A 22,392-nucleotide genomic window follows, 5' to 3' on the forward strand; every position below is an offset into this window, starting at 1 on the left:
CGCCGATGCATGCCGAATTGGATTGCCGCGCTACTGGCGATCCTCGGAGCAATGGCGTCGACAGAGCCCGCCTGCGCACAGGCGACCGTCCGAGCCATCGAGGATGGCGAGGACAAGGATCGGTCCTATGAGCTGCCCTGGCGCAGCCTCCAAAGCGGCGAGCTCGATATTCACGAGGTCGTCGACCCATGCGTCGCCAGGACGACCGGTGAGCCGAGTGCCGATCCGCTTTCGTCGCCTACGGACGTCACTCCAAAGTATCTAGGTGGCACGCGGACAGGCAACTGCGTGTTCGGCGACCTCGTGCGCATCGACTTCGACAACATCCTAGACGAGCCAAGCCGATGCACAGGTGTTCTGATCGCGATCAACCTCGTCCTCACTGCGGCCCACTGCACGTGCGGAAAGCTCGACAGCTACACCATTCGCTACCACCGTCTCAACGAGACCAATAATGCCGACCCTACGGGTGCAAGTAACGAATTCGTCCTGGCCCGCGCCCCGGATCTGTTCCAGGGGTTTTCGTGCCAGCTGTCCCCGGAACTGCAGGCTGGCCGCGACCTGGCCATCCTAAGCATCGAAAAGCGCTCCGATGCCGGGAAGAGGGTCGGCGGTAATCCCCAACCCGATTTTTCCCCCGAACGTGTGGCGTACCTTGGATTGAGCGTCGCAACGACAGGGCAGATCTTTCAGGACAACGACGAAACCAAGCTTCTCGTGGGTGCGGGTTACGGAGAAACCGACGACGGCGGATTGCCCGAGGAACTTCACGTCGCGGCCATACCGATTGCGTCGCTGTACTGTGGCGCAGGACGATTTGCCGATAGCGTATGCAGCAGCTTTCGCGAGTTCGTTCTTGCGGATGGACCGCTCGGCCTCTCTGCTCGTACCTCGGACTCGTGCGTGGGCGATAGCGGATCGCCCATATTCTACATGCCTCCTGACCCGGTCTCCGGCGGCAGCATGAAGACCGTTACGCTCGTCGGAATTACGTCGCGCGCGTTGAGCGGTGTGAGACATCGCACGAGGACGCGATGCGGCGGTGGCGGAATCTATACGTCGGTTGGGCATCCCGAAGTCATCGCGTGGCTGCGCACATTTGGCATCCCTGTCTTCAATGTCCTCGATACGACCGAAGGGATGGCGCAATGACTGAGCCGAAGTCACCTTTGGATCTCGGGTCGCTGCCCGACTTCAATGCGGATAAACCCGACGAGCTGCCAACTATTGGCTTCGAGTCCGACCCAGAGAACCCCTTTGCAGAAGATTCCGAATCCATCCTCACGCGATTCTGGAAGAGCATCAAGGGCAGCTGGACCACCAAGCAAGCGCCGATGGCGAGCGCTTTCTCGCCTGCCTTGCTCCATATCCGGGCCTTGGAGGCGGCGTCCCAATTCAATGTGCGCGGCGAGGACGCCATCGTCGCCGTCATCGATTCCGGTTGTTGGGCAGATCATCCCAACCTCAGGGGACGAGTCCTTCCGGGCGTCGCGTTCCTCGGCGGACAGAGCAGCACGGATACGTCGGACAGCTACGGTCACGGCACCAGCGTCGCAGGGTTGATTGCCGGCAACGCTAACCTGGGCGTGGCGCCAAAGGCCAAGATCCTCCCCATCAAAGTCATCCGAGATAATCGCGATACGACCAACTTGATGGACAGAATTGCCGCTGCGCTAGAATGGCTTGTCGGCCAACCAAATCTCGTTGCCGTCAACATCTCGCTTGGCAACGACGAAAATTACTCGAGCCTGGCCAGTCTCCCGGCGGAGCTCACCTCTTCCCACCACCGCATTTCCACTGCGATCACGGCATTGCGCCAGGCCAGGATCCCGATCGTCGCCGCAGCCGGCAACGCCTACGCAATGCATGCTTCGTCCGTTGGGATGTGCTATCCGGCGGTGATACCTGAAATCGTCAGCGTCGGAGCGGTACATTCCAGTGCATCGGTGACGAACACCACTTACTCGTTCGGAAATGCCAAAACGTTCCAATCGCACTTGGACGCCATGGCGCCGTTCTCGCAGCGCCTGCCGCAAACCAGTAATCAAGCTTTTACGCGCCTCATCGCCCCGGGCGCGCCAGTTTTGGTAACCCACGCCGATGGGAGGTTTACCAGCGAAAGCGGCACCAGCCTTGCTGCTCCGCTGGTTGCGGGTGTCATTGCCCTCATGCAGCAGCTCAACATACGGACGCGAGGCACCCGAGCCGAATGTCGGGAAATCGAAAATTGGATCATGCAAGGTGCCAAGAAGGTCGTCGATGCGCCGGGTGGGCATGTGAACGTGAACAACACCGGCGCAACGTTCTGTCGCCTCGATGCATTCGGCGCATTGAATCAAGTAGCTCAAGCCAGCACGCCGTAAGCTACAAATGCCAACGAGTCTCATTTTTCAGCGACTACGCGAGAGCAGACGTGAGTAAACGACGATTTGCATCCCTGCATACCTTCGGTATCCGCACTTCTCGCCAAAGCGGACCATTTACCTCGAGCCACCGCACAGGTTGATCAATGGTCGCCCACTTCTGCTTCTGGGAACGTCAGCACTGTCGCATGACGGAGGGTACTTCCGATAACCGGTTGAACGCCGTCGCATCGGCGTTGGTGGAGATCACGCTTCCCGCCCGTCGAATGGTCAACGAGGAATAGATCACGCAGATCCAGCGCCTCGATCAGTTCCGCCAGGTCGTCCGCGTACGGGTCCATGTTGTGGCCGTCCCAAGTCTGGTCGGAGCGGCCATGGCTGCGGCGGTCATCGGCCACAGCATTGATTTTCGGGACTCACAAGCTCAAGCAGGTGCACGCCCTGAGCGCCAGTTGGCCGGACCAGCAGCGTCAGCTCGGGTTCAAATAGGACCGAGCCAATCGAAGGCACACCGGTACCACCTCAAAGTCGATAGGAGACTTTCGGCGCTAGAGGTCGGTGGACTCGGCACCATATGCGTCTCTCCGGTCGCTTGCCGACGGACGTCCGCCGTTAAGTCGCGGACAGCGCCCGAGAAAATCCCGGCCATAGCAGAGACTCACATTTTATGCATCAATATCAATAAGTTATGGCGGAGAGGGAGGGATTCGAACCCCCGGTACCCTTGCGAGTACTCCGCATTTCGAGTGCGGCGCGATCGACCACTCTGCCACCTCTCCGGCCGGGCCCGGATCGCGCGCGATGACGTGGTCGATCACCGAGCGCCTGCGAGCCGAGCGCTGCTGAATAGCGGGTGAGCGCCCGCCGCGCAAGAGCAGCGAGACCCGCTGTGCCGTCGTTGCACAAATGAGCCTCGCCTGCGGCACCGGCCGAGGCCCGTCTTCCCGCGTTAAGGCCGCAAATAGGAGGGGTTGACGATCCGCGTCTTGACGTCCGCCTCGTCGAACAAGGGCGTGGCCTCGGCCGCGGGCCGGTGGCGCGGGATAGACGTCTCGGTCCCAAGCCAGGCATCCGAGAACGCGAGTATGCCCTTGAACAGCGCCGCCTTCTTGGCGAGGGTCTGGAACGCCTCCTCGCGGTCGGTCTCGTCCCAATTGAGATGCAGCTCGACGACCGTCTCGTACAGCTCCTTGAATTTCGCACCGCGACCCTTGGACTCCATGGCCTCGGCCAGCACCAGGAATTGCCCGAGCTCCACGATGAGCGCCTCCGTCGGACGCGCACCGTCGGGATCCGAGAAATGGTCCTCAAGATAGGCAAGCGTCCGCGCCAGCACGCGCGTGCGCGCTGCCATGGTCCGTTCGTCCGCATCGCGGTCGAATCCCAAAAGCGATGCCCACTCCTTAGCCGACCCGATCATGGGTTCGCCCCCGTCTTCGCGACGAACGTCGCACGAGCGCGACATTCGCGGATCCGGCCCTACAATCAAATCAAGGCGGTGAAGGGGCCACGCTACCGCGCGGAAAACTCCGAAGAACCGATAGGGTTTTCGAGCGTTGGTGCTAGACCATGATCGCCTCAGACCTATCGGTCCGAAGCGCGAATCACAGGTCTCGCCAAAGACCTGCGGTGTGATTGCGATCCGATCCAGGCCAATCACGCTCCAGGCCGAAACACGATCACGACATCCTTGGAGGTCGACAGTGTCCACTTGGCTCCGACTCGCAATACGACGCACGGCCGCCATCGCCATCGCCGCGGTAGGCATGAGCGCAGCGGCCGCAGCGCAGTCCGGCGTCGGGCAGTCCTGCGGCGGACCGGCTGGGCCGAACTGCTCGGTCGGCCTCTTCTGCGAGGTCGAGCCGGGCAAATGCAAGGACGACGACCCGACGGGCACCTGCGTGGTCCGCACCGAAGCCTGCACGAAGATCTACCAGCCGGTCTGCGGCTGCGACGGGAAGACCTACGCCAACGATTGCATGCGCATCGCGGCCGCCGCCCGCAAGAGCCACGACGGCGAGTGCCGAGACTGACCTCTTTCACAAATCCCGGAATCGCGCCGTCTGCGCGATGAGAACCCCGAGACGACGATGGCGGAGTGCGAGCGTGAACTGGAACGCGCCGCCGCCCTTGTCACGATGCACGACCTCCACGGTGCCTGGCTCGATGAGCCGAGGAACGAGCACGCGCAAGCGCCCGATGGTGAGGAAGTACCGCACCGAACGGAACACCAGCGCCCCCTCCTCCTCGGCCACCGCGAGCGACATGCCGACCCCGCATCCGACATGCTCCTCGAGACCGGTAGGCCCGGAGAAGCACTTGGCCGAATGGATCACCTGGGGGAACCTTCCGGCACGCGCGTACGTGCGCGTCCAACTCTGCCCGCCGAGCCCGGCGTTCTCCATCACCGCGACGGTTGTGGGACCCGTCATGCCGTCGTCGAGCGGCAACGGCGCCCCGATGGCGCGCGCGAGGAAGGATAGTAGCCACCCAACGCGCGAAAGACGCGTCTCCAGCACCTCACCGGCATAAAGTACGACGTCGCCGGACACGAGTCGCTTCGAGAAGCGCCGCTGCACCGCGACCGGCAGCCGCGCCCATCCCACCTCTCCGACCAGGGCGCGGAAGCGCAGATCGACCACGCCATCACCGAGCTCGAGATGCGGACGCTCCTCGGAGAGTGGAACGGTCTGAGGCGCGTCGTCGGCAGGCAAGGCGATCATTGGCGGATTCCTTCCCATCGATTGTCCGGTCAGAGCCCTCTACGTGTCTCCCCGGGTGCGCTTGGCGCGCCCACCCCTGGTCAACCCCGCGAAGCGGGCCACGGCGCCTCCCATCTTGATGAGCTTGGCCAGCACCGGCGTCGGCAGTTGCAGCACCTCGTCGAAGCTGCGCGCCACGCCCTCCGTGAAGTCGAGCATGGTGCGGAACCGGCGGCGCACCTCGCCCGAGACCCGCGGGTCGTCCTCGGCCGCCGCGAGGCATTGGCGCAAGGCCAGGATCGCGGGATCGATCTCCCGCGTCTTGCGGCCGGCCGCGATGCGCCGGACCATCTCGAAAACGTCCGCTTCCGCCTCGTAGAAATCGCGCCGATCGCCGAGCACCGAGGCGCGCCGGATCAGCGACCAGGCCAGGAGCTCCCTGAGCGAGGTGGAAACGTTCGAGCGCGCGAGGTGGAGCCGCTCGGCAATCTCCTCGGCCGCGAGTGGCCGGTCCGAGACGTAGAGCAGTGCATGGATCTGCGAGACGGAGCGGTTGACGCCCCATACGGCGCCCATCTCGCCCCAGGCAACCACGAACCGCTCGACGGCAGGCGGTAGCGCGGCTGTTTGTACTGTTATTTCTGTCATGACAGAAATTAAAGAACGAAACTTGGGCGGCGTCAAGGCCCACATTGCAGCCGGCCGTGACGAGCAACCGGTCCGAGCGGACGTAGGACGCGCCCGCGCGGATCACCGACGCGCGAAAAATATTGTTGCCGCGAATTCTGAAACGCCGGCGCCGCGCCGGTCGTAGCTGAGCCCATCACGAAGCGAAGGAGCCATAGCGCTCCATTCGCCTCGCGATCGAGAACGCAATCAAGGAGAACCGTCATGTCGAAGTTTCTCAAGTCTTTCGTGCTGGCCGGCGTGCTTGCATTGGCTGCCCCCGCCTTCGCCAACACCGTCATGGTCGGCGGCGAGGAGATGTTTCCGACCAAGACCATCGTCGAGAATGCCGTGAAGTCCGCCGACCACACGACGCTTGTTACCGCGGTCAAAGCCGCCGGCCTCGTCGACACCCTCTCGGGCAAAGGCCCATTCACGGTATTCGCCCCGGTCAATGCCGCCTTCGCCGCGCTCCCCGCCGGCACCGTCGACACGCTGCTGAAGCCCGAGAACAAGGATCAGCTCACCGGCGTCTTGACCTACCACGTCGTTGCCGGTCGCCTGACCGTCGATGACCTCAAGGCATGGATCAAGAAGGGTCGCGGCACGGCCGAGCTCAAGACCGTCGCCGGCGGCAAGCTGTGGGCGTCGATGAACGGTCCGAGCAATATCATGCTGAAGGACGAGAACGGCGGCTGGGCCAACATCACGATCTACGACGTGATGCAGTCGAACGGCGTCATTCACGCCATCGACAAAGTTCTGATGCCAAGGTCGTAGAAGATTCAGCCCTGACCGATCGTACGAAAGCGGGCACGGCGACCGGATCGCCGGGCCCGTCGCGCTGTGCGCTACTCCGCGGGCGGCCGCCCAGACCTGCCCAGTTCTTCATCTTCCGGCGGATCAGGGGTGCACACTCTACGAGCACATGGTAATGCAATAGGCATCAGAGACCAGTCCGGTCCCCGGAAACGCTGGATTTTCCTCATGCGCGAAGATTGGCCCGGCTCTTGCCATAAGTAGAACATGGAGCAGATCAGGGTCGCGGAGTTGAAGCCAGCCTTTGACGAGATGAACGGCTTCGGACAGGGCGTCCGGGAGCCATACGCTGCTGTCGCCGAATGGCTGAAATCCTTGCGCGTCGAGGATCTCCGTAAGAAGAGCGCGGAGGCCGAGCTGCTGTTCCGCCGCACCGGCATCACCTTCGCTGTCTACGGCGATACCGAGGCGGCCGAGCGCCTGATCCCGTTCGACATGATCCCGCGCATCATCGCCGCCGCCGAATGGCGCCGCATGACGGCCGGCATCGAGCAGCGCGTCAAGGCACTCAACGCCTTCATGTACGACATCTACCACCGCCAGGAGATCATCAAGGCGGGGCGCATCCCGGCCGAGCTGGTGATCCAGAACAGCGCCTTCGTCCCCGAGATGATCGGCGTCGAGCCGGCGCTCGGCATCTATTCGCACATCATCGGCATCGACATCGTACGCACCGGCGAGAACGAGTTCTACGTCCTCGAGGATAACACGCGCACGCCGTCCGGCGTCTCCTATATGCTGGAGAATCGCGAGACGATGATGCACATGTTCCCGAATCTGTTCGCCGAGAACCGCGTCGCTCCCATCGAGACCTATCCCGACAACCTGCGCAAGACCCTCGAAAGCGTAGCCCCTGAGAGGCTCGACGACGATCCCGTCATCGCCGTGCTGACGCCGGGCCTCTATAATAGCGCCTACTTCGAGCACGCGTTCCTCGCCGACCAGATGGGCGTCGAGTTGGTGGAGGCTCCCGACCTCGTCGTCGAGGACGGGGTGCTCAACATGAAGACGACGCAGGGCCTCTGCCGCGTCGACGTGCTCTATCGGCGCGTCGACGACGCCTTCCTAGATCCGCTGACCTTCAACCCTGAATCGGTCCTCGGCGTGCCCGGCCTCTTCGACGTCTACCGCGCCGGCAACGTCACCATCGTCAACGCGCCCGGTGCCGGCATCGCCGACGACAAGGCCATCTACAGCTACATTCCTGAGATCATTGAGTTCTACATGGGCCGTCCGCCCATCCTGAAGAACGTGCCGACCTACAATTGCCGCAAGGCCGACGCGCTGAAGTACGTGCTCGAGAACATGGCCGATCTTGTCGTCAAGGAGGTGCACGGCTCGGGCGGCTACGGCATGCTCGTCGGCCCCACCGCGACCAAGGAGGAGATCGAGGCGTTCCGTGCCCGCGTCAAGGCCAAGCCGGACAACTACATTGCCCAGCCCACACTGTCGCTGTCGACCTGCCCTACGCTGGTCGAGGACGGCATCGCTCCCCGCCATCTCGACTTGCGGCCCTTCGTACTGATCGGCGACGAGGTGCGCCTCGTTCCTGGCGGGCTGACGCGCGTTGCGCTGCGCAAGGGCTCGCTCGTCGTCAACTCGAGTCAGGGAGGCGGCACGAAAGATACGTGGGTGCTCCAGGACTGAGCCTTCGACAAGGTCCATACAACGACCAAGAAACGCCATAGGGTAAGGGCGCACAACACGATGCTAGGGCGCACCGCAAACGATCTTTTCTGGCTCTCCCGCTATGTCGAGCGCGCCGAGAACATGGCCCGCCTGATCGAGGCCGGCTACCGTATCGCGCTCTTGCCTCGCGTCGGCGAAGACGGCAAGCAGGAATGGGCCTCGACCCTCGAAAGTGCCGGCTGCGCCGAGCAGTACTACGCCAAGCACGGCACGCTGAGCACTCGCAACGTGGTCGATTTTCTTCTCTTCGACATCACCAATTCGTCGAGCATCCACGCCTGCCTCGCCACCGCCCGGCGCAACGCCCGTGCCCAACGCACGGCGCTGACCCGCGAGATGTGGGAATCGCTCAACGGCTCGTGGCTCGAGTTCCAGTCCATCCGGCCCGAAACGCTGCGTCCCGACGCCCTGCCGCGCATCCTCGACTGGATCAAGGAACGCTCGGCAGCCTATCGCGGCGCGCTCCTCAACACGATCCTTCGCAACGACACCTACTACTTCAGCCAGCTCGGCACCTTCCTCGAGCGGGCCGACAACACGGCGCGCATCCTCGACGTGAAGTATTACGTGCTCCTGCCCTCGACGAGCATGATCGGCTCCGGTGTCGACAACGCCCAGTGGGAAGCCATCCTGCGATCGGTCTCGGCGCACAGAAGCTACCGCTGGGTCTACAAGGACAGCTACCGCTCCTGGCGCATTGCCGACTACCTGATCCTGAACCGCGCCATGCCGCGCTCGCTGCGCGCCTGCTATAGCGAGATCGACAACGCCCTCGATGATCTCTCCGCGCTCTACGGCGAGGAGAAGCCCTGCCTTGAGACCGCCAAATCGACCCTCGCGCTGCTCGAGAAGGGCGACATCGACACCATCTTCCAGTCCGGCCTCCACGAGTTCCTGCTCGAGTTCATCGGGCGCAACAATCGCGTCGCGCACGAGGTCTCCGAGGCGTACCACTTCAATTCCTGAGGGGCGGATGCTGATCGAGATTCGCCATGTCACGACCTACCGCTACGGGACGCCGGCGCGCTACTCGATCCAAAGCCTGCGCCTGACGCCGCCATCCTTCGACGGCCAGGACGTCCTCGCCTGGACAATCTCGGCGCCTGGCTTTGAGAAGCATATCGAGTATCGCGACGGCTTCGGCAACATCGTCCACCTCAGCACGATGAGCGGCCTGCACGACGGCATCACCATCGAGGCGTCGGGCATCGTCGAGACGGAGGATCGCAGCGGCATCGTGCGCGGACTGACGGAGGTGGCCCCGCGCCGCGTCTTTCTGCGCGAGACGGAGAGGACCGCGCCGGACAAGGGCATCCGCGATCTCGCCCGCTCCGTGAGCAACGGCAAGGTGCCGAAGGATGTCCTCGACTGCATGCATGCGCTGATGCGCACCGTGCAAGATGCCGTCGATTACGAGATAGGCGCCACCCACGAGCACACGACCGCCGCGGAAGCACTCGCCGACGGCAAGGGCGTCTGCCAGGACCACGCCCACGTCTTCATCTCCGCCGCCCGCCTTATCGGCATCCCCGCCCGTTACGTTAACGGCTACTTCCTGTCGGGCACCCTCGCGCCCTCCGAGGCCGCCCACGCCTGGGCGGAGGTCTGGATCGACGGCCTCGGCTGGGTGGGCTTCGACCCCGCCAACGGCATGTGCCCCACCGAGCGCTATGTCCGCCTCGCATGCGGCTTTGACGCCGGCTCCGCCTCGCCGATCCGCGGCACCCAGAGGGGTGGCGAGAACGAAGCCCTTGACGTCAAGGTCGAAGTTGAGCAGCAAGGCGGTCAGCAGCAGCAACAGCAGCAATAGCTGCCCAACGGCAAAGGAACGCTCGCGATGACCTATTGCGTCGCGATGAGGCTCAGCCGCGGCATCGTCTTCGCCGCCGACACGCGCACCAACGCCGGCGTCGACAACGTCGCGCAGTACCGCAAGCTCCACTTCTGGCGCCAGCCGGGAGACCGCGTGATCGTGCTCCTGTCAGCCGGCAACCTGGCCGTCACGCAGTCGGTCGTAAGCAACCTCAACGAGGCGCTGGCGACGCCCGAGACGCCGCATCCCACGCTCTTCACCGTGCCTTCCATGTACCGCGCGGCCCGCCTTGTCGGAGACGCCGTGCGCGAGGTGCGACGCCAGGACGGCGCCGCGCTCGAGGCCAGCAAGGGCGGCTTCTCCGCCTCCTTCATCCTCGGCGGGCAGATCGGCAGCGAGCGCCCGCGCCTCTATCAGATCTACGCCGAGGGCAACTTCATCGAGGCGACCGACGACACGCCGTTCCTGCAGATCGGCGAGCACAAGTACGGCAAGCCGATCCTGGACCGCGTCGCGCGGCCGGAGATGAGCCTCGGCGAGGCGGCCAAGCTCATCTTGCTCTCGTTCGACTCGACGCTGCGCTCAAACCTGTCGGTGGGCATGCCGATCGACATTCTGCTCTACGAGCGCGACAGCCTCGACGTGCGGCGCGAAAAGCGCATCGAGCAGAACGACGAGTATTTCAAGAAGCTCTCCAACGCATGGTCGGACGCCCTCCGCGCCGCCTTCCGCGACATCGAGGAGTTCAAGATCTAGCTCCCGCGGCCCGGTCCCGCGGCCTCGACGAGCCGTCCATAGCTCTCGCCCGCCGCCATGGCCCCGCTCCAGTGCGTCAGCGCCCCGTCGAGACAGGCGAACACCCGCATAAGCATCAGCGACGATGCAACGAGCCCCCCGGGGCTGAGCATGCCCTCGATCGCGAGCAGGGCACCGAGCCCGAAGCCCCCGGACTGCAGGGTGAGACGCACGCCCTTCCCGACCGCGGCGACGGAGAGGAGACGCGCCTGCGCGGCAAGCGTCGCCTCGGAATAGGAGCGCGACAGCCTCTGCCAGTGCAGCCGCACATCATCCCCGGATCGCCATCGCGCCATACGCAAGTCGCCGAGCAGCACATAACGGTCGCGCCGCGCCTCCGCGATCCGGTATCCCGTCCGCCGCTCTGAGGCCTCACCCAGCACGGCGAGGCCAGCGAGCAGACCCGCACCGGTCAGGGCGAAAAGCCCAAGCACGGGATGCAACAGGAAAACGGCCCCGATAAAGACTGGCAGCCACAACACGTCGAAAGCGGCGCACGGACCACCACTGGTCAGAAAGCGCCGCACCCGCTCCACATCGTCGAGCATCGCGAAGCCTCGGGCGTCCGCTGCGGCAGCCGGCGCCACGAGCACGCGACCGTCGAGACGCTCCGCAACGCTGAGGCCGGCCTGGCACACGATACGGGCCCGCATCACATCGAGCACCGCAGCGACGACGTGCAGCGCGACCACGAGGCCGGTCAGCGCAGCCAACGCTGCCCCGCTGCGTTCGGGCACCACTTGGTCGTAAACCGCAAGCATGTACAACGACGTTGCGAGCTGAAGCACAGCCAGCAGACCCGAGAGCGCCAGCACACCGACGAGGAAACCCCACACGCGGCACGCTGAGCCACGGGCGCCGTCGAGAACCAGGGGCCGCGCGCGAAACCAACGCTCCCGGCCAGCCTCGATGCCACCCCCCGCCGCCATTCTATGCACCTATAGCGTGTAATATAATATATCTACACGCTGAAAGATATGCGATGGAGTCCTAAGAAATAATCATCAAAAAGGAATCTCGGTCGGCCCCGTATGAAGCCGAGCTTGCGGAAAGCGCCGACTGACCCTCGAATGAGGAAAGAAAAAATTCGCTTCGCTCGGCAGGGCCGCGCGCGGCACCAAATGGCGCCAGGGAGGACAACGGGCGTAATGACAGACCAGATCGACCTGGGATCGTTTCTGGACCGCTGGGCGGAGAAGGATCCCGCACGGGCCGATGTGGCCATCACCGTCATCCGCCTGTCTGAGGCCTGCTGCCGCATCGGCAGCCTCGTGAACCTCGGGCCGCTGGCGGGCGCCCTTGGCTCCGAGACCGGCCGCCAGAGCGGCGCCGATCCGCAGAAGGAGGTCGACGTCCGCGCCAACGACCTGATCGTTTCCGCGCTCAAGGAGGCGCCGGTCGCCACGCTGGGCTCGGAGGAGCTGGAATGGGCGCTGCCCATCCACCCGGGCGCGCCCCTCGCCGTGGCTGTGGATCCCATCGACGGCTCGTCCAATATCGATGCCAACATCTCGGTCGGCACCATCTTCACCGTCCTTCCCGCCCGCGCCAACGGTGTCGACACGTCGAGCTTCCTGCAGTCCGGAAAAGCCCAACTTGCAGCCGGCTTCGTGGTCTACGGACCATACACGTCGCTGGTGCTCACCGTCGGCAGCGGCACGCACATCTTCACGCTCCAGCGCACCGCCGGGCAGTTCATCCTCACCATGGCCGATGTCGCGATCCCGGCGACCACGCGGGAGTACGCCATCAACGCCTCCAACTACCGCCACTGGGGCGACTCCATGCGCACCTACATCGACGACTGCCTGCGCGGTTTCGACGGGCCGCGCGGCAAGAACTTCAACATGCGCTGGACTGCCTCGCCCGTGGCCGACATCTACCGCCTGCTGATCCGCGGCGGCGTCTTCCTCTATCCCGGCGACATGCGCGAGACCTACACCATGGGCCGCCTCCGCCTCGTCTACGAGGCCAATCCGCTGGCATGGATCATCGAGCAGGCGGGCGGCGCCGCGACCAACGGCTCCGAGCGCATCCTCGGCCTGACCCCGAGCACCCTTCACCAACGCACGCCTTTCATGGGGGGATCGCGGACGGAGGTGGAGTATCTTGTGCGCCTTCACCAGGACCCGCATGGCGCGGGCGAGCGCTCGCCGCTGTTCGGACGCCGGGGATTGTTCAGGACCTGATCGAAACGCGCACACACCCGAGTTGCATCCACACGCCCGAGATAACAAGAAAAATGTCCGCCAAGCATCCCATCATCTCCGTCACAGGCTCCTCGGGCGCCGGCACCACGAGCGTACGGCGCACGTTCGAGCAGATCTTTCGCCGCGAGAAGATCTCGGCCGTCTTCATCGAGGGCGACTCGTTCCACCGCTACAATCGCAACGAGATGACGGCGGCCATGGCGGAAGCGGCCGCCGCCGGCAATCCCAATCTCAGTCACTTCGGCGAGGACGCGAACCTTCTCGAGGAGCTCGAGCTGCTCTTCAAGACGTATGGCGAGATTGGCACCGGCCGCGCGCGCCACTATGTGCACGACCAGACTGAAGCCGAGGTCTACGGCGTGCCGCCCGGCACGTTCACGCCTTGGGAGGAGGTCCCTTACGGCACTGATCTCATGATCTACGAGGGCCTGCACGGGGCAGCGATCACGAACAAGGTCAACATCGCCCGCCACGCGGACCTGCGCATCGGCGTGGTGCCTGTGATCAACCTCGAATGGATTCAGAAGATCCATCGCGACAAGGAGACCCGCGGCTACTCGTCCGAGGCGATCACCGACGTCATCCTCCACCGCATGCCGGACTACGTGAAATTCATCTGTCCGCAGTTCACCGAGACCGACATCAACTTCCAGCGCATCCCGACCGTGGACACCTCCAATCCGTTCATCGCCCGCTGGATTCCGACCAACGACGAATCCATGGTCGTCATCCGCTTCAAGAATCCGCGCGGCATCGACTTCTCGTATCTGCTGTCGATGGTCAAGGACAGCTTCATGTCGCGCGCCAACTCGATCGTCATTCCGGGCGGCAGCATGGACCTCGCCATGCAGCTCATTCTGACGCCGATGATCCTGCAGCTCATCGAGCGTAAGCGCCGCACGTTCTTCTAGGACTGCACCTGACAAGGGAGCAGCCGAAAAGATGTGGCGCAGATCGCTCCACCGGCTGCAGGATCAGTCGGCGGGATTCCGGACGGAGGTCTCCCGGATCATGTTCTCGCGCACGACCCACATGTAGACGTCACGGCCATCTACCGTCGCGGTCTTGTCGGGCGTCCAGTCTCCCATCAGGAAGGCATGCGAGACGATACGCGTGCCGGGCTTGAGCTTCATCAGCTTCGGCCTGAGCTTCATGTTGACTTCGGTCAGCAGGTACATGGTGATGACCGTGGCCTTGGTGAGGTCCGTTTGAAACAGGTCCTGCTCGTGGAACTCCACCTTGTCGGTGACGCCCTCCTTCTCCGCGTTCGCCTTGGCTTCCTTGACCCGCACCGGATTGAGATCGACCCCGGACGCGGTAATGCCGTATTTCTTCGCGGCCGTGATCGGAATGCGCCCGTCTCCCGAGCCGAGATCGATCAGCACGTCGTCGCTCTTGATCTCGGCCATCTCGAGCATCTTGTCGACGACAACCTGCGGCGTCGGCACGTAAGGCACGTCGAGATCACGCGCAAAGGCTCCACGGGACATCGCGGCAGCGAGTGCCACGGCAACGAGCACAAAGCGGAAAGCCTGGGAATGGGTGAGTTGAGGCATGCGAACGCTCCGGCAGTTGAGGCCTCGGTTGAGGCGCCAACGTCGCGCATCCGCTCTTGTTCCCACGGGATCCATTAAAAAATTCTGCGATCACCGGCATCGAGCGCCGGAGCACGATGAATCTCGACGCTAGGCGGACTTGAAGATAAGCGAATAGATCGCGTTCACGGCAATTCCCGCCAGCGCCGCGTAGACAACCAGCAGAATGCCTCGGGTCAGCGGTCCCTGGCGCCAGATCTGCGCGACCTGCCGGGAGCCTTCCGCGATGCTGTCGTGCATCGGTCCGTCAAGGTAATCAACATAGTTGGACATGAGGTTTCCAATGAGGTCGTCGGAAAAAAAGCTCGGCTTGGGACAGTTCGACTCCGGCGGACAGTTCGGATCGTAAGTGTCGAACGGCCTGAAGCGATGCAGCCGGAAATGTATGATGCCTTGGATCAGGCTGCCATCAGCCATGCTGTCAACAAAGCGGTCCTCCGCCGTGACTGCGGGCGTCTCTCCGCGATAGACCCGGACCGCCCTGTCGGCGGCTTGCGGATCCTTCAGCACCTCCTCGGCGATCTGCCTCGCAGCAGCCTCGGGATCACACCCTCGGTTCAAGAGGAAAATACGGTACTCGTCCGCACTGATATCGGACTTGAACGAGCCGTCCTTGCAGACGGTCCAGTATACAGGGAGCGCACTCCATGCATATCCAAAGCCAAGTGCATAGGGGAGCACAAAGAGCCCACCACCCACCAATCCGATGACGGCCACGACAGATAAGAGAGGATGAAGGCCGCCCGGCGTCGTCCGTTCCATACAAAAGCCCCCGTGCTGCCAATGCCAGCCGCGAACGAAAAGTGCCGCAGTGATGCGTATGCGGCAAATATCGACAATAGCCTACGCGCGGTCTTGTGACGACGGCGCAGTTCCTTCGCATGAGAGCGCCCATGCTCACTGCCGATTTGAGAGAACTAACATGCGCACGGGACAGAGTATTTCCGCCTCACCGGTAGCCGGCGGCCTGTAGCTCGAACAGCTCGGAGTAGCGCCCCCGCTGTGCGATCAGCTCCTCGTGCGTCCCGGCCGCCTCGACCCTGCCGCCTGCCAGCACAAGGACGCGGTCTGCCATGCGCACGCTCGAGAAGCGGTGCGAGATGAGCACGGCGGTCTTGCCGTGGCTGAGCTCCTTGAAGCGCTGGAACACCTCGAACTCGGAGCGCGCGTCGAGCGCCGCCGTCGGCTCGTCGAGGATCAGCACGTCGGCGTCGCGCATGTAGGCGCGCGCGATGGCGATCTTCTGCCACTCGCCGCCCGAGAGCTCGACGCCGTTCTTGAACCGCTTGCCGATCATCTGGTCGTAGCCGGCCGGAAGCCCCGCGATCACCTCATCGGCCAGGCTGCGTTTCGCCGCCGCCTCGATCCGCGCGCGATCCTCCCGCGCTTCGATCTTTCCCACCGCGATATTGTCGGCGGCCGTGAAGTTGTAGCGCACGAAGTCCTGGAAGATGACGCCCATGTGCCCGCGCAGCGCATCGAGGTCGTAGTCCTTGAGGTCGCGGCCGTCGAGCAGGATGCGGCCCTCGTCCGGATCGTAGAGGCGCGCGAGCAGCTTCACCAGCGTCGTCTTGCCGGCGCCGTTCTCGCCTACCAGCGCCAGCACCTCGCCGGCCTTGAGTGTGAAGCTCAGGTTGCGCACGGCCCACTTGTCGGCACCGGGATAGATGAAGCCGACATCCTCGAACTGGAACCCCTGGCGGATGGGTCTTGGAAACGGCAGCGGCTTCGCCGGCGAATGGATCTCCGGTTGGATCTCGAAGAAGCTGAACAAATCGTCGAGATAGAGCGCCTGGCTGGCGGTCGTCGAGAACCCAGCGAGCAGGCCCTCGAGAAGGTTGCGCAAGCGCCGGAACGAGCCCGCAAGAAACGTCAGGTCGCCGATGGAGAAGTCCCCCGTCAGCGTGCGACCCACGATATACGCGTAAGCCGTGTAGTAGCCGACGGTGCCGATGGCCGTGAACAGCCCGCCCCAGCTCGCGCGTCGGATCGCAAGCTTGCGGTTGGCAGCGTACATGTCCGACGCCAGGCGCCGGTAGCGCTCGATCAGGAAGCCGTTGAGGCCGAAGATCTTGACCTCCTTGGCCGTCTCCACGCTGGCCGCCGTCTGCCGCCGGTAGTCGAGCTCGCGCCGCTCGGGCGTGCGCACGTAGGCGAGCGAATAGCTGCGCGCGTTGAAGTGCGCTTCGCCGAGGAACGCCGGCAACAGCGCCAGCACCAGCAGCACGATAAGCCACGGCGCATAGAGCACCAGCCCCGCCGCGAAGCTGGCGACAGTTACGACATCCTGCGCCTGGCTGAACATCTGCGCCATCAGCGTCATGCGCCCGCTCGTCTGGCGCCGCGCGCGCTCGAGCTGGTCCTGAAACTCGGCGTCTTCGAAATCCTCGAGATCGAGCGTTGCGGCATGCTCCATAAGGCGCACACTCGACGCATTGGAGACGCGCTCGGCCAGCAGGCTATCGACGAGCGACACGACGCGACCCAGGACGTCCGCTAGCACGGCAAGGCCGAACTCGGCCGCGATGAGCACGCCGAGCCACGAGAGGCGTCCGCTGTCCAGCCACGCGGCGAGCGAGGGCGGCTTGTCCGGCGCCTGCACCAGCAGCACCACCTCGTCGATGATCAGCTTGCCGACGTAGAGCGTCACCACCGGCAGCAGCGCGCGAACGAGCCGCAGGCCGATGAGCGCGAGCGTCAGGCCCGGGTTGGTCTCCCAAACCATGACAATGAAGGGACCGAGATTCTTGAGCGCGCCGACACGCTCCTTGAACGAACGCGTGCCGGACGGGCTGGGTCCTTCGGGAAAGGCTCCGAGCGGCCCGGCGCGCGCTCTGCCGCTATCGAAAGTCTGCCGCGGCATCTGGAGATCCCGTGTTCTGTGGATGTGTCGGAAGACGCAGGCTAGCCTATTCAGGCGCCGCAGGCGATCCCGCGCGACTCATTGGAGCATGACGCGCGCCGCCCGGAGCAAGTAGGCTCCGCGGTCGAGAATCGCAATTTCGGAAAGACGAGCAGCGCCGTGTCCAGCCTCGATACCATCGTGAAGGAAATCGCCGACGAGATCCGCCAGCGAACGGACCGTGGCGAGGTTGCGACCTATATCCCCGAGCTTGCACGCGTGGACCCGGATGCATTCGGCCTCGCCGTGATCGACGCCGAGGGCAACGTCGCCGCGGCAGGCGACAGCGACACGCCGTTCTCCATCCAGAGCATCTCGAAGGTGTTCACGCTGACCCTTGCCTTGGGCAAGGTCGGGGACCGGCTGTGGCGCCGTGTCGGCCGCGAGCCGTCCGGCAGCCCCTTCAATTCCATCGTGCAGCTCGAGTACGAGCGCGGCATCCCGCGCAACCCCTTCATCAATGCCGGCGCCATCGCCGTCACCGACCTGATCCTGTCGGGCCATCAGCCCCGCGAGGCGCTCGGGGAGATCCTGCACTTCATGCGCTTTCTCGCCGACGATCAGACGATCGCCATCGACGAAGCCGTCGCGGCCTCGGAGCAGCGTACCGGCTTCCGCAATGCTGCGCTTGCCAACTACATGAAATCCTTCGGCGTGCTCGAGAACCCGGTGGAGTTCACGCTCGGCGTCTACTACCACCATTGCGCCATCGCCATGACCTGCCGGCAGCTCGCGACCGCCGGGCGATTTCTCGCCCACCTCGGCCGCAATCCCACCACCGGCATGTCCGTGGTCCACCCCGAGCGCGCACGCCGCATCAACGCGGTCATGCTGACCTGCGGTCACTACGACGGTTCGGGCGAGTTTGCTTATCGGGTCGGCCTGCCGGGCAAGAGCGGGGTCGGCGGCGGCATTCTGGCCATTGCTCCCGGCAAGGCGTCCATCGCCGTGTGGTCGCCGGGGCTGGATTCGAACGGCAATTCCCATCTCGGGAGGATCGCGCTCGAATCTTTAACGAAGAGAATGGGCTGGTCGATCTTCGGAGTTTGAAGCGCGCAGTTCCCTGCGCGCTTCAAACTTTGCTGTAGGCTTTCATTACCGCTTCCCGACCTGGTCGGCTTCACGGATGGCTTCCTCGTGGTACCAGCTACCGCCGATCACGGCACGTGTCGCAGCGGCGGCCTGCATCTCGTCGAGCGGCTTCACGACCATGCGCCCGATACGCACTCCGGCTCGCCCGCCGGGAGGGAACTGGTAGATCTTCGCGGTCTCGCGATTGGTAATCGTAGTCATCGTTTCGTCTCTCTAGTTCAGGGTCTAGTGACGCGTGTAAATCAGAGCGTCGATCGGGCGCATTTTGCCTGAAGTTCGCACAGATTGCTCGCTAAAAATCATGATTTGCATAAACTATAGGCATGATTGTTTTTGCTTAGTTGGGTAGCATTTTTTGCGAGGCGGCCTTCTTCTTTCTGCCTCTCCACTAGCCACTCAACACACAAGGCGCGTGTTTTGTTCGCTACCAAACAACGCTATTTCCTTCGGGGAATACAGTAGTCGGATGAGTGCAGGCGGTTCGCCAGATGACGTGCGCCGCCTTTCCGCCGGGAACAGATCCCGGCGCATTCGCTACCTCGTCTGCGAGACAGCCCCAGCGAGCGAATCCAACACACGCCTTTGAGCCTGGGCCGTCGGTGGCAAGGCGCGCGACCTTCGATTCAAACGAGGAGCAATCGATGACGAAGTACAGACTTGAATACATCTGGCTCGACGGCTACACGCCCGTCCCCAACCTGCGCGGCAAGACGCAGATCAAGGACTACAGCACGTTTCCGGATCTCGCCGATCTCCCGTACTGGGGCTTCGACGGCAGCTCGACCATGCAGGCCGAAGGTCACAGCTCCGACTGTGTGCTGAAACCGGTTGCTCATTATCCCGATCCCGCTCGCACCAATGGCGTTCTCGTGATGTGCGAGGTCATGATGCCGGACGGCGTCACCCCACACGCCTCCAACAAGCGCGCCACCATTCTCGACGACCCCGGCGCCTGGTTCGGCTTCGAGCAGGAATACTTCTTCTACAAGAACGGCCGCCCGCTCGGCTTCCCCGACTCCGGTTATCCTGGCCCGCAGGGTCCGTACTACACGGGCGTCGGCTATAAGAACGTCGGCGACGTCGCCCGCAGCATCGTCGAGGAGCATCTCGATCTCTGCCTCGCGGCCGGCATCAACCACGAGGGTATCAACGCCGAGGTGGCCAAGGGCCAGTGGGAGTTCCAGGTCTTCGGCAAGGGCTCTAAGACAGCTGCCGACCAAATGTGGATGGCCCGCTACCTGCTCCTCCGCCTCACTGAGAAATACGGCGTCGACATCGAGTTCCACTGCAAGCCGCTCGGCGACACGGACTGGAACGGCTCGGGCATGCACTGCAACTTCTCGACAGAGTACATGCGCACCGTAGGTGGTAAGGACTACTTCGAGGCGCTGATGAAGGCGTTCGAGAAGAACCTCGAGGACCACATCGCTGTCTACGGCCCGGACAACCACATGCGTCTCACCGGCAAGCACGAGACGGCGCCGTGGAACAAGTTCAGCTATGGCATCGCCGACCGCGGCGCCTCGATCCGCGTCCCACACTCGTTCGTGAAGAACGGCTACAAGGGCTACCTCGAGGATCGCCGTCCGAACTCGCAGGGCGACCCCTACGCCATCGCTTCGCAGGTCCTGAAGACGATCTCCGAGGTTCCGACAGCCGCCGCGAAGGCTGCCTGACGACACTGAGAGCGCGCGCCGTTTGACCAACAGCGCCCGCAACGACCCTTTCCGCCCGAGGACGCGTCCCCAATCCGCGGTCTCGGGCGGATTGTTTTTGCACTGGCCGCGAAATCGGCGCAAACTGGAAAGCACTCTGCGTCCACCACATCGACGGAGGTCGCCGGATGCAGAACAGCCCGCTCGCCATCGCCAGCGCGATCCTCCTCGCCGTGGCCTCGACGCCGCCGGCAGGGGCATGTTCCCTGGACGCCAACCCGGGTACGCTTCGCTTGTCCAAGCCGACCAACGGCCCTCTGGCCGCGGGCTTCGGCTACCGCCGCCATCCGATTCTCGGCTATGCCAAGCTCCACCCGGGCTGGGACTACAGAACGTCGATAGGTACGCCCGTCCGCGCAGCGGCGTCGGGCCGCGTGACGGCGGCCGGTTACGACGGTCCGTCCGGCAACATGATCGTTATCGAGCACGGCGGCGGGCTGCAGACCGCCTATGCCCACTTGAGTCGCATCGGGGTTGCACAAGGCACCTGCGTAGAGGCGGGCGCGGAGATAGGAGCCGCTGGAACGTCGGGGCTTACCACCGGCCCCCACCTTCACTTCGAGGTGCGCAAGGACGGCCGAGCGATGGATCCGGGACATTGGTTCGCCGCTCGAGCGCCGTAAGCCCTGGTGCGGCCCCGGAAGACCACCGGGAAAGCACCGCTCTTTCACCATCTCCGTGGGATCGCTTCGGCTCCACCCTTGCCGGGCCGCACCGCGCCGTGTAGGGGGATGGCTCGAAACCACGAACGGGAAGGCGCACCCTCGATGCCCCGGCCGCTCATCATTGCGCCGTCGATCCTGTCGGCGGACTTTTCCAAGCTCGGCGCGGAGGTTGCGGCCGTCGATGCCGCGGGCGCGGACTGGATCCACCTCGACGTCATGGACGGGCATTTCGTGCCCAACATCACCTTCGGCCCGCCGGTGATTGCCGCCATCCGGGGCGCCTCGCGCAAGACCTTCGACTGCCACCTGATGATCGCGCCTGCCGATCCCTACATCGACGCCTTCGCCAAGGCCGGCGCCGAGATCATCACCGTCCACGCCGAGGCCGGCCCCCATCTCGACCGTTCCTTGCAGGCGATCCGCGCCGCGGGCTGTCGTGCCGGCGTCTCGCTTAATCCCGCGACGCATGAGAGTGCCATTGCCCACGTGCTCGACCGGCTCGACCTCGTTCTCCTGATGACGGTGAACCCCGGCTTCGGCGGCCAGGCGTTCATTCCCGCCCAGCTCGACAAGATCCGCCGTGTCCGCGAGATGATCGGCGACCGCCCCATCGACCTCGAGGTCGACGGCGGCGTGACGCCGGAAACGGCGTGCCTGGTCGCCGCGGCAGGCGCCAACGTTCTTGTCGCTGGCTCGGCCGTCTTCAAGGGCGGCACGAAGGACAGCTACTCAGCCAACATCAAGGCCATCCGCGCTGCGGCCGAGCAGGCCCGCGCCGGAAAGAACGCCGCCTAGATCGCCAACGAACCTTCACCCTCCCCTTGACGGGGAGGGTGGCGTGCAGCGCCGGGTGTGCTGATCACGCAGAGAAACAGCGAGGCCCCATGTTCCCGCTTTCGCACATGCTGAAATCGTTCGTCCGCCTCGGCACCCTGAAGGTGATCGACGCCGAGGGCCGCACGCACATCTTCGGCGGCCGCGCGCCAGGCCCCGAGGTCACCATGCGCCTCACCGATCCGACGCTCTATCGCAAGCTGTTCACGAATCCCGAACTCGCCGCGGGCGAGGCCTACATGGACGGCCGCATGAGCTTCGAGAACTCGACGCTGCGCGACTTCCTGACCCTGTTCTCAGTCAATCGCCTCTCGCTCGGCTCCTATCCGCTGCAAAAGGCACTGCGCACGGTCTCGCGAGGCCTGAAGCGCTTCCAGCAGGCCAACCCCGTGGGTCAGGCGCAACGCAACGTCGCCCACCACTACGACATCGGCAACGATTTCTACCGCCTCTTCCTCGACAAGGGCATGCAGTACTCCTGCGCCTACTTCCTCTCCGACGACGACACGCTTGAAGAGGCCCAGCAGAACAA

Annotated in this window: 23 protein-coding genes, 1 tRNA gene and 1 pseudogene; 15 read left to right on the forward strand and 10 right to left on the reverse strand. The window is 64.0% G+C overall.

Features of this window, described 5'->3' with window-relative positions:
- Nucleotides 1-9: 9 nt before the first annotated feature.
- Entirely contained in the window at nt 10-1,152 is a 1,143-nt protein-coding gene (locus IT540_RS01390; protein ID WP_291172222.1) for a trypsin-like serine protease, read from the forward strand.
- Complete coding sequence (locus IT540_RS01395) at nt 1,149-2,363, forward strand: S8 family serine peptidase (protein WP_291172225.1); 1,215 nt, start codon at nt 1,149-1,151, stop codon at nt 2,361-2,363. The genes IT540_RS01390 and IT540_RS01395 overlap by 4 nt, the downstream gene beginning before the upstream one ends.
- 254 nt (nt 2,364-2,617) lie before the next feature.
- Here the strand turns inward: IT540_RS01395 and IT540_RS01400 are convergent.
- The 3 genes and pseudogenes from IT540_RS01400 to IT540_RS01410 form a co-directional block, all read right to left on the reverse strand.
- Nucleotides 2,618-2,770, reverse strand: a pseudogene (locus IT540_RS01400) (alpha/beta hydrolase); the annotation flags it as partial.
- A 282-nt stretch (nt 2,771-3,052) separates the two neighbouring features.
- Nucleotides 3,053-3,142: transfer RNA gene (locus IT540_RS01405), tRNA-Ser, on the reverse strand.
- 170 nt (nt 3,143-3,312) lie between these two features.
- The gene (locus tag IT540_RS01410; protein ID WP_291172228.1) at nt 3,313-3,783 is read right to left on the reverse strand and encodes a hypothetical protein; all 471 of its coding nucleotides are present in this window, start codon (nt 3,781-3,783) and stop codon (nt 3,313-3,315) included.
- 283 nt (nt 3,784-4,066) lie between these two features.
- Between IT540_RS01410 and IT540_RS01415 the strand changes: the two genes are divergently transcribed.
- Nucleotides 4,067-4,396: a Kazal-type serine protease inhibitor domain-containing protein gene (locus tag IT540_RS01415; protein WP_291172230.1), complete on the forward strand. Its 330-nt coding sequence runs from the start codon at nt 4,067-4,069 to the stop codon at nt 4,394-4,396.
- A 6-nt stretch (nt 4,397-4,402) separates the two neighbouring features.
- Here the strand turns inward: IT540_RS01415 and IT540_RS01420 are convergent, their stop codons facing one another.
- Together IT540_RS01420 and IT540_RS01425 are read right to left on the reverse strand one after the other, a co-directional pair.
- On the reverse strand, nt 4,403-5,086 hold the full coding sequence (locus IT540_RS01420; RefSeq protein WP_291172233.1) for a DUF4166 domain-containing protein: 684 nt from the start codon (nt 5,084-5,086) through the stop codon (nt 4,403-4,405).
- A 39-nt stretch (nt 5,087-5,125) separates the two neighbouring features.
- The gene (locus IT540_RS01425; protein WP_291172236.1) at nt 5,126-5,713 is read right to left on the reverse strand and encodes a MarR family transcriptional regulator; all 588 of its coding nucleotides are present in this window, start codon (nt 5,711-5,713) and stop codon (nt 5,126-5,128) included.
- Nucleotides 5,714-5,956: 243 nt separating this feature from the next.
- Between IT540_RS01425 and IT540_RS01430 the strand changes: the two genes are divergently transcribed.
- The 5 genes from IT540_RS01430 (at nt 5,957) to IT540_RS01450 (ending at nt 10,808) form a co-directional block, all read left to right on the forward strand.
- Nucleotides 5,957-6,511, forward strand: a complete 555-nt coding sequence (locus IT540_RS01430; RefSeq protein WP_291172239.1) for a fasciclin domain-containing protein — start codon at nt 5,957-5,959, stop codon at nt 6,509-6,511.
- Nucleotides 6,512-6,802: 291 nt separating this feature from the next.
- Nucleotides 6,803-8,197, forward strand: coding sequence for a circularly permuted type 2 ATP-grasp protein (locus tag IT540_RS01435; RefSeq protein ID WP_291172277.1), 1,395 nt, complete (start codon nt 6,803-6,805; stop codon nt 8,195-8,197).
- Between the two features lie 60 nt (nt 8,198-8,257).
- Nucleotides 8,258-9,205 carry an alpha-E domain-containing protein gene (locus IT540_RS01440; RefSeq protein WP_291172241.1) on the forward strand — a complete coding sequence of 316 codons (948 nt, stop codon included), beginning with the start codon at nt 8,258-8,260 and terminating at the stop codon, nt 9,203-9,205.
- Between the two features lie 7 nt (nt 9,206-9,212).
- Nucleotides 9,213-10,049 (forward strand): transglutaminase family protein, encoded by an 837-nt coding sequence (locus IT540_RS01445; protein WP_291172243.1) that lies wholly within the window; start codon nt 9,213-9,215, stop codon nt 10,047-10,049.
- 27 nt (nt 10,050-10,076) lie between these two features.
- Nucleotides 10,077-10,808: a proteasome-type protease gene (locus IT540_RS01450; protein ID WP_291172246.1), complete on the forward strand. Its 732-nt coding sequence runs from the start codon at nt 10,077-10,079 to the stop codon at nt 10,806-10,808.
- On the opposite strand, the gene IT540_RS01455 is transcribed toward IT540_RS01450, so the two are convergent.
- Nucleotides 10,805-11,683, reverse strand: coding sequence for a hypothetical protein (locus IT540_RS01455; protein ID WP_291172249.1), 879 nt, complete (start codon nt 11,681-11,683; stop codon nt 10,805-10,807). The genes IT540_RS01450 and IT540_RS01455 overlap by 4 nt on opposite strands.
- Before the next feature lie 312 nt (nt 11,684-11,995).
- On the opposite strand from IT540_RS01455, the gene IT540_RS01460 reads away from it, so the two are divergent.
- Nucleotides 11,996-13,036, forward strand: coding sequence for a class 1 fructose-bisphosphatase (locus IT540_RS01460; RefSeq protein ID WP_291172252.1), 1,041 nt, complete (start codon nt 11,996-11,998; stop codon nt 13,034-13,036).
- A gap of 53 nt (nt 13,037-13,089) precedes the next feature.
- On the forward strand, nt 13,090-13,968 hold the full coding sequence (locus IT540_RS01465) for a phosphoribulokinase (protein WP_291172254.1): 879 nt from the start codon (nt 13,090-13,092) through the stop codon (nt 13,966-13,968).
- 63 nt (nt 13,969-14,031) lie between these two features.
- Here the strand turns inward: IT540_RS01465 and IT540_RS01470 are convergent, their stop codons facing one another.
- From IT540_RS01470 to IT540_RS01480, 3 genes are all read right to left on the reverse strand, one after another.
- Nucleotides 14,032-14,613, reverse strand: coding sequence for a class I SAM-dependent methyltransferase (locus tag IT540_RS01470; protein WP_291172255.1), 582 nt, complete (start codon nt 14,611-14,613; stop codon nt 14,032-14,034).
- A 129-nt stretch (nt 14,614-14,742) separates the two neighbouring features.
- Nucleotides 14,743-15,414 carry a hypothetical protein gene (locus tag IT540_RS01475; RefSeq protein WP_291172257.1) on the reverse strand — a complete coding sequence of 224 codons (672 nt, stop codon included), beginning with the start codon at nt 15,412-15,414 and terminating at the stop codon, nt 14,743-14,745.
- A gap of 187 nt (nt 15,415-15,601) precedes the next feature.
- Nucleotides 15,602-17,515, reverse strand: a complete 1,914-nt coding sequence (locus tag IT540_RS01480; RefSeq protein WP_291172259.1) for an ABC transporter ATP-binding protein — start codon at nt 17,513-17,515, stop codon at nt 15,602-15,604.
- Between the two features lie 159 nt (nt 17,516-17,674).
- Here IT540_RS01480 and IT540_RS01485 point away from each other — a divergent pair, with 159 nt between their 5' ends.
- On the forward strand, nt 17,675-18,604 hold the full coding sequence (locus IT540_RS01485; RefSeq protein WP_291172261.1) for a glutaminase: 930 nt from the start codon (nt 17,675-17,677) through the stop codon (nt 18,602-18,604).
- Nucleotides 18,605-18,649: 45 nt separating this feature from the next.
- On the opposite strand, the gene IT540_RS01490 is transcribed toward IT540_RS01485, so the two are convergent.
- Complete coding sequence (locus tag IT540_RS01490) at nt 18,650-18,847, reverse strand: DUF2735 domain-containing protein (protein WP_291172263.1); 198 nt, start codon at nt 18,845-18,847, stop codon at nt 18,650-18,652.
- A 440-nt stretch (nt 18,848-19,287) separates the two neighbouring features.
- Between IT540_RS01490 and IT540_RS01495 the strand changes: the two genes are divergently transcribed.
- The 4 genes from IT540_RS01495 to IT540_RS01510 form a co-directional block, all read left to right on the forward strand.
- Nucleotides 19,288-20,322, forward strand: coding sequence for a glutamine synthetase beta-grasp domain-containing protein (locus tag IT540_RS01495; RefSeq protein ID WP_291172265.1), 1,035 nt, complete (start codon nt 19,288-19,290; stop codon nt 20,320-20,322).
- Between the two features lie 167 nt (nt 20,323-20,489).
- Nucleotides 20,490-20,984 (forward strand): M23 family metallopeptidase, encoded by a 495-nt coding sequence (locus tag IT540_RS01500; RefSeq protein WP_291172268.1) that lies wholly within the window; start codon nt 20,490-20,492, stop codon nt 20,982-20,984.
- Between the two features lie 144 nt (nt 20,985-21,128).
- Nucleotides 21,129-21,821 (forward strand): ribulose-phosphate 3-epimerase, encoded by a 693-nt coding sequence (gene rpe, locus IT540_RS01505; RefSeq protein ID WP_291172270.1) that lies wholly within the window; start codon nt 21,129-21,131, stop codon nt 21,819-21,821.
- Between the two features lie 89 nt (nt 21,822-21,910).
- Nucleotides 21,911-22,392, forward strand: a 482-nt coding sequence (locus tag IT540_RS01510; protein WP_291172273.1) for a class I SAM-dependent methyltransferase, incomplete at its 3' end; no start/stop codon positions are given.

This window comes from Hyphomicrobium sp. (assembly GCF_020852195.1).
Taxonomy (GTDB): domain Bacteria; phylum Pseudomonadota; class Alphaproteobacteria; order Rhizobiales; family Hyphomicrobiaceae; genus Hyphomicrobium_C.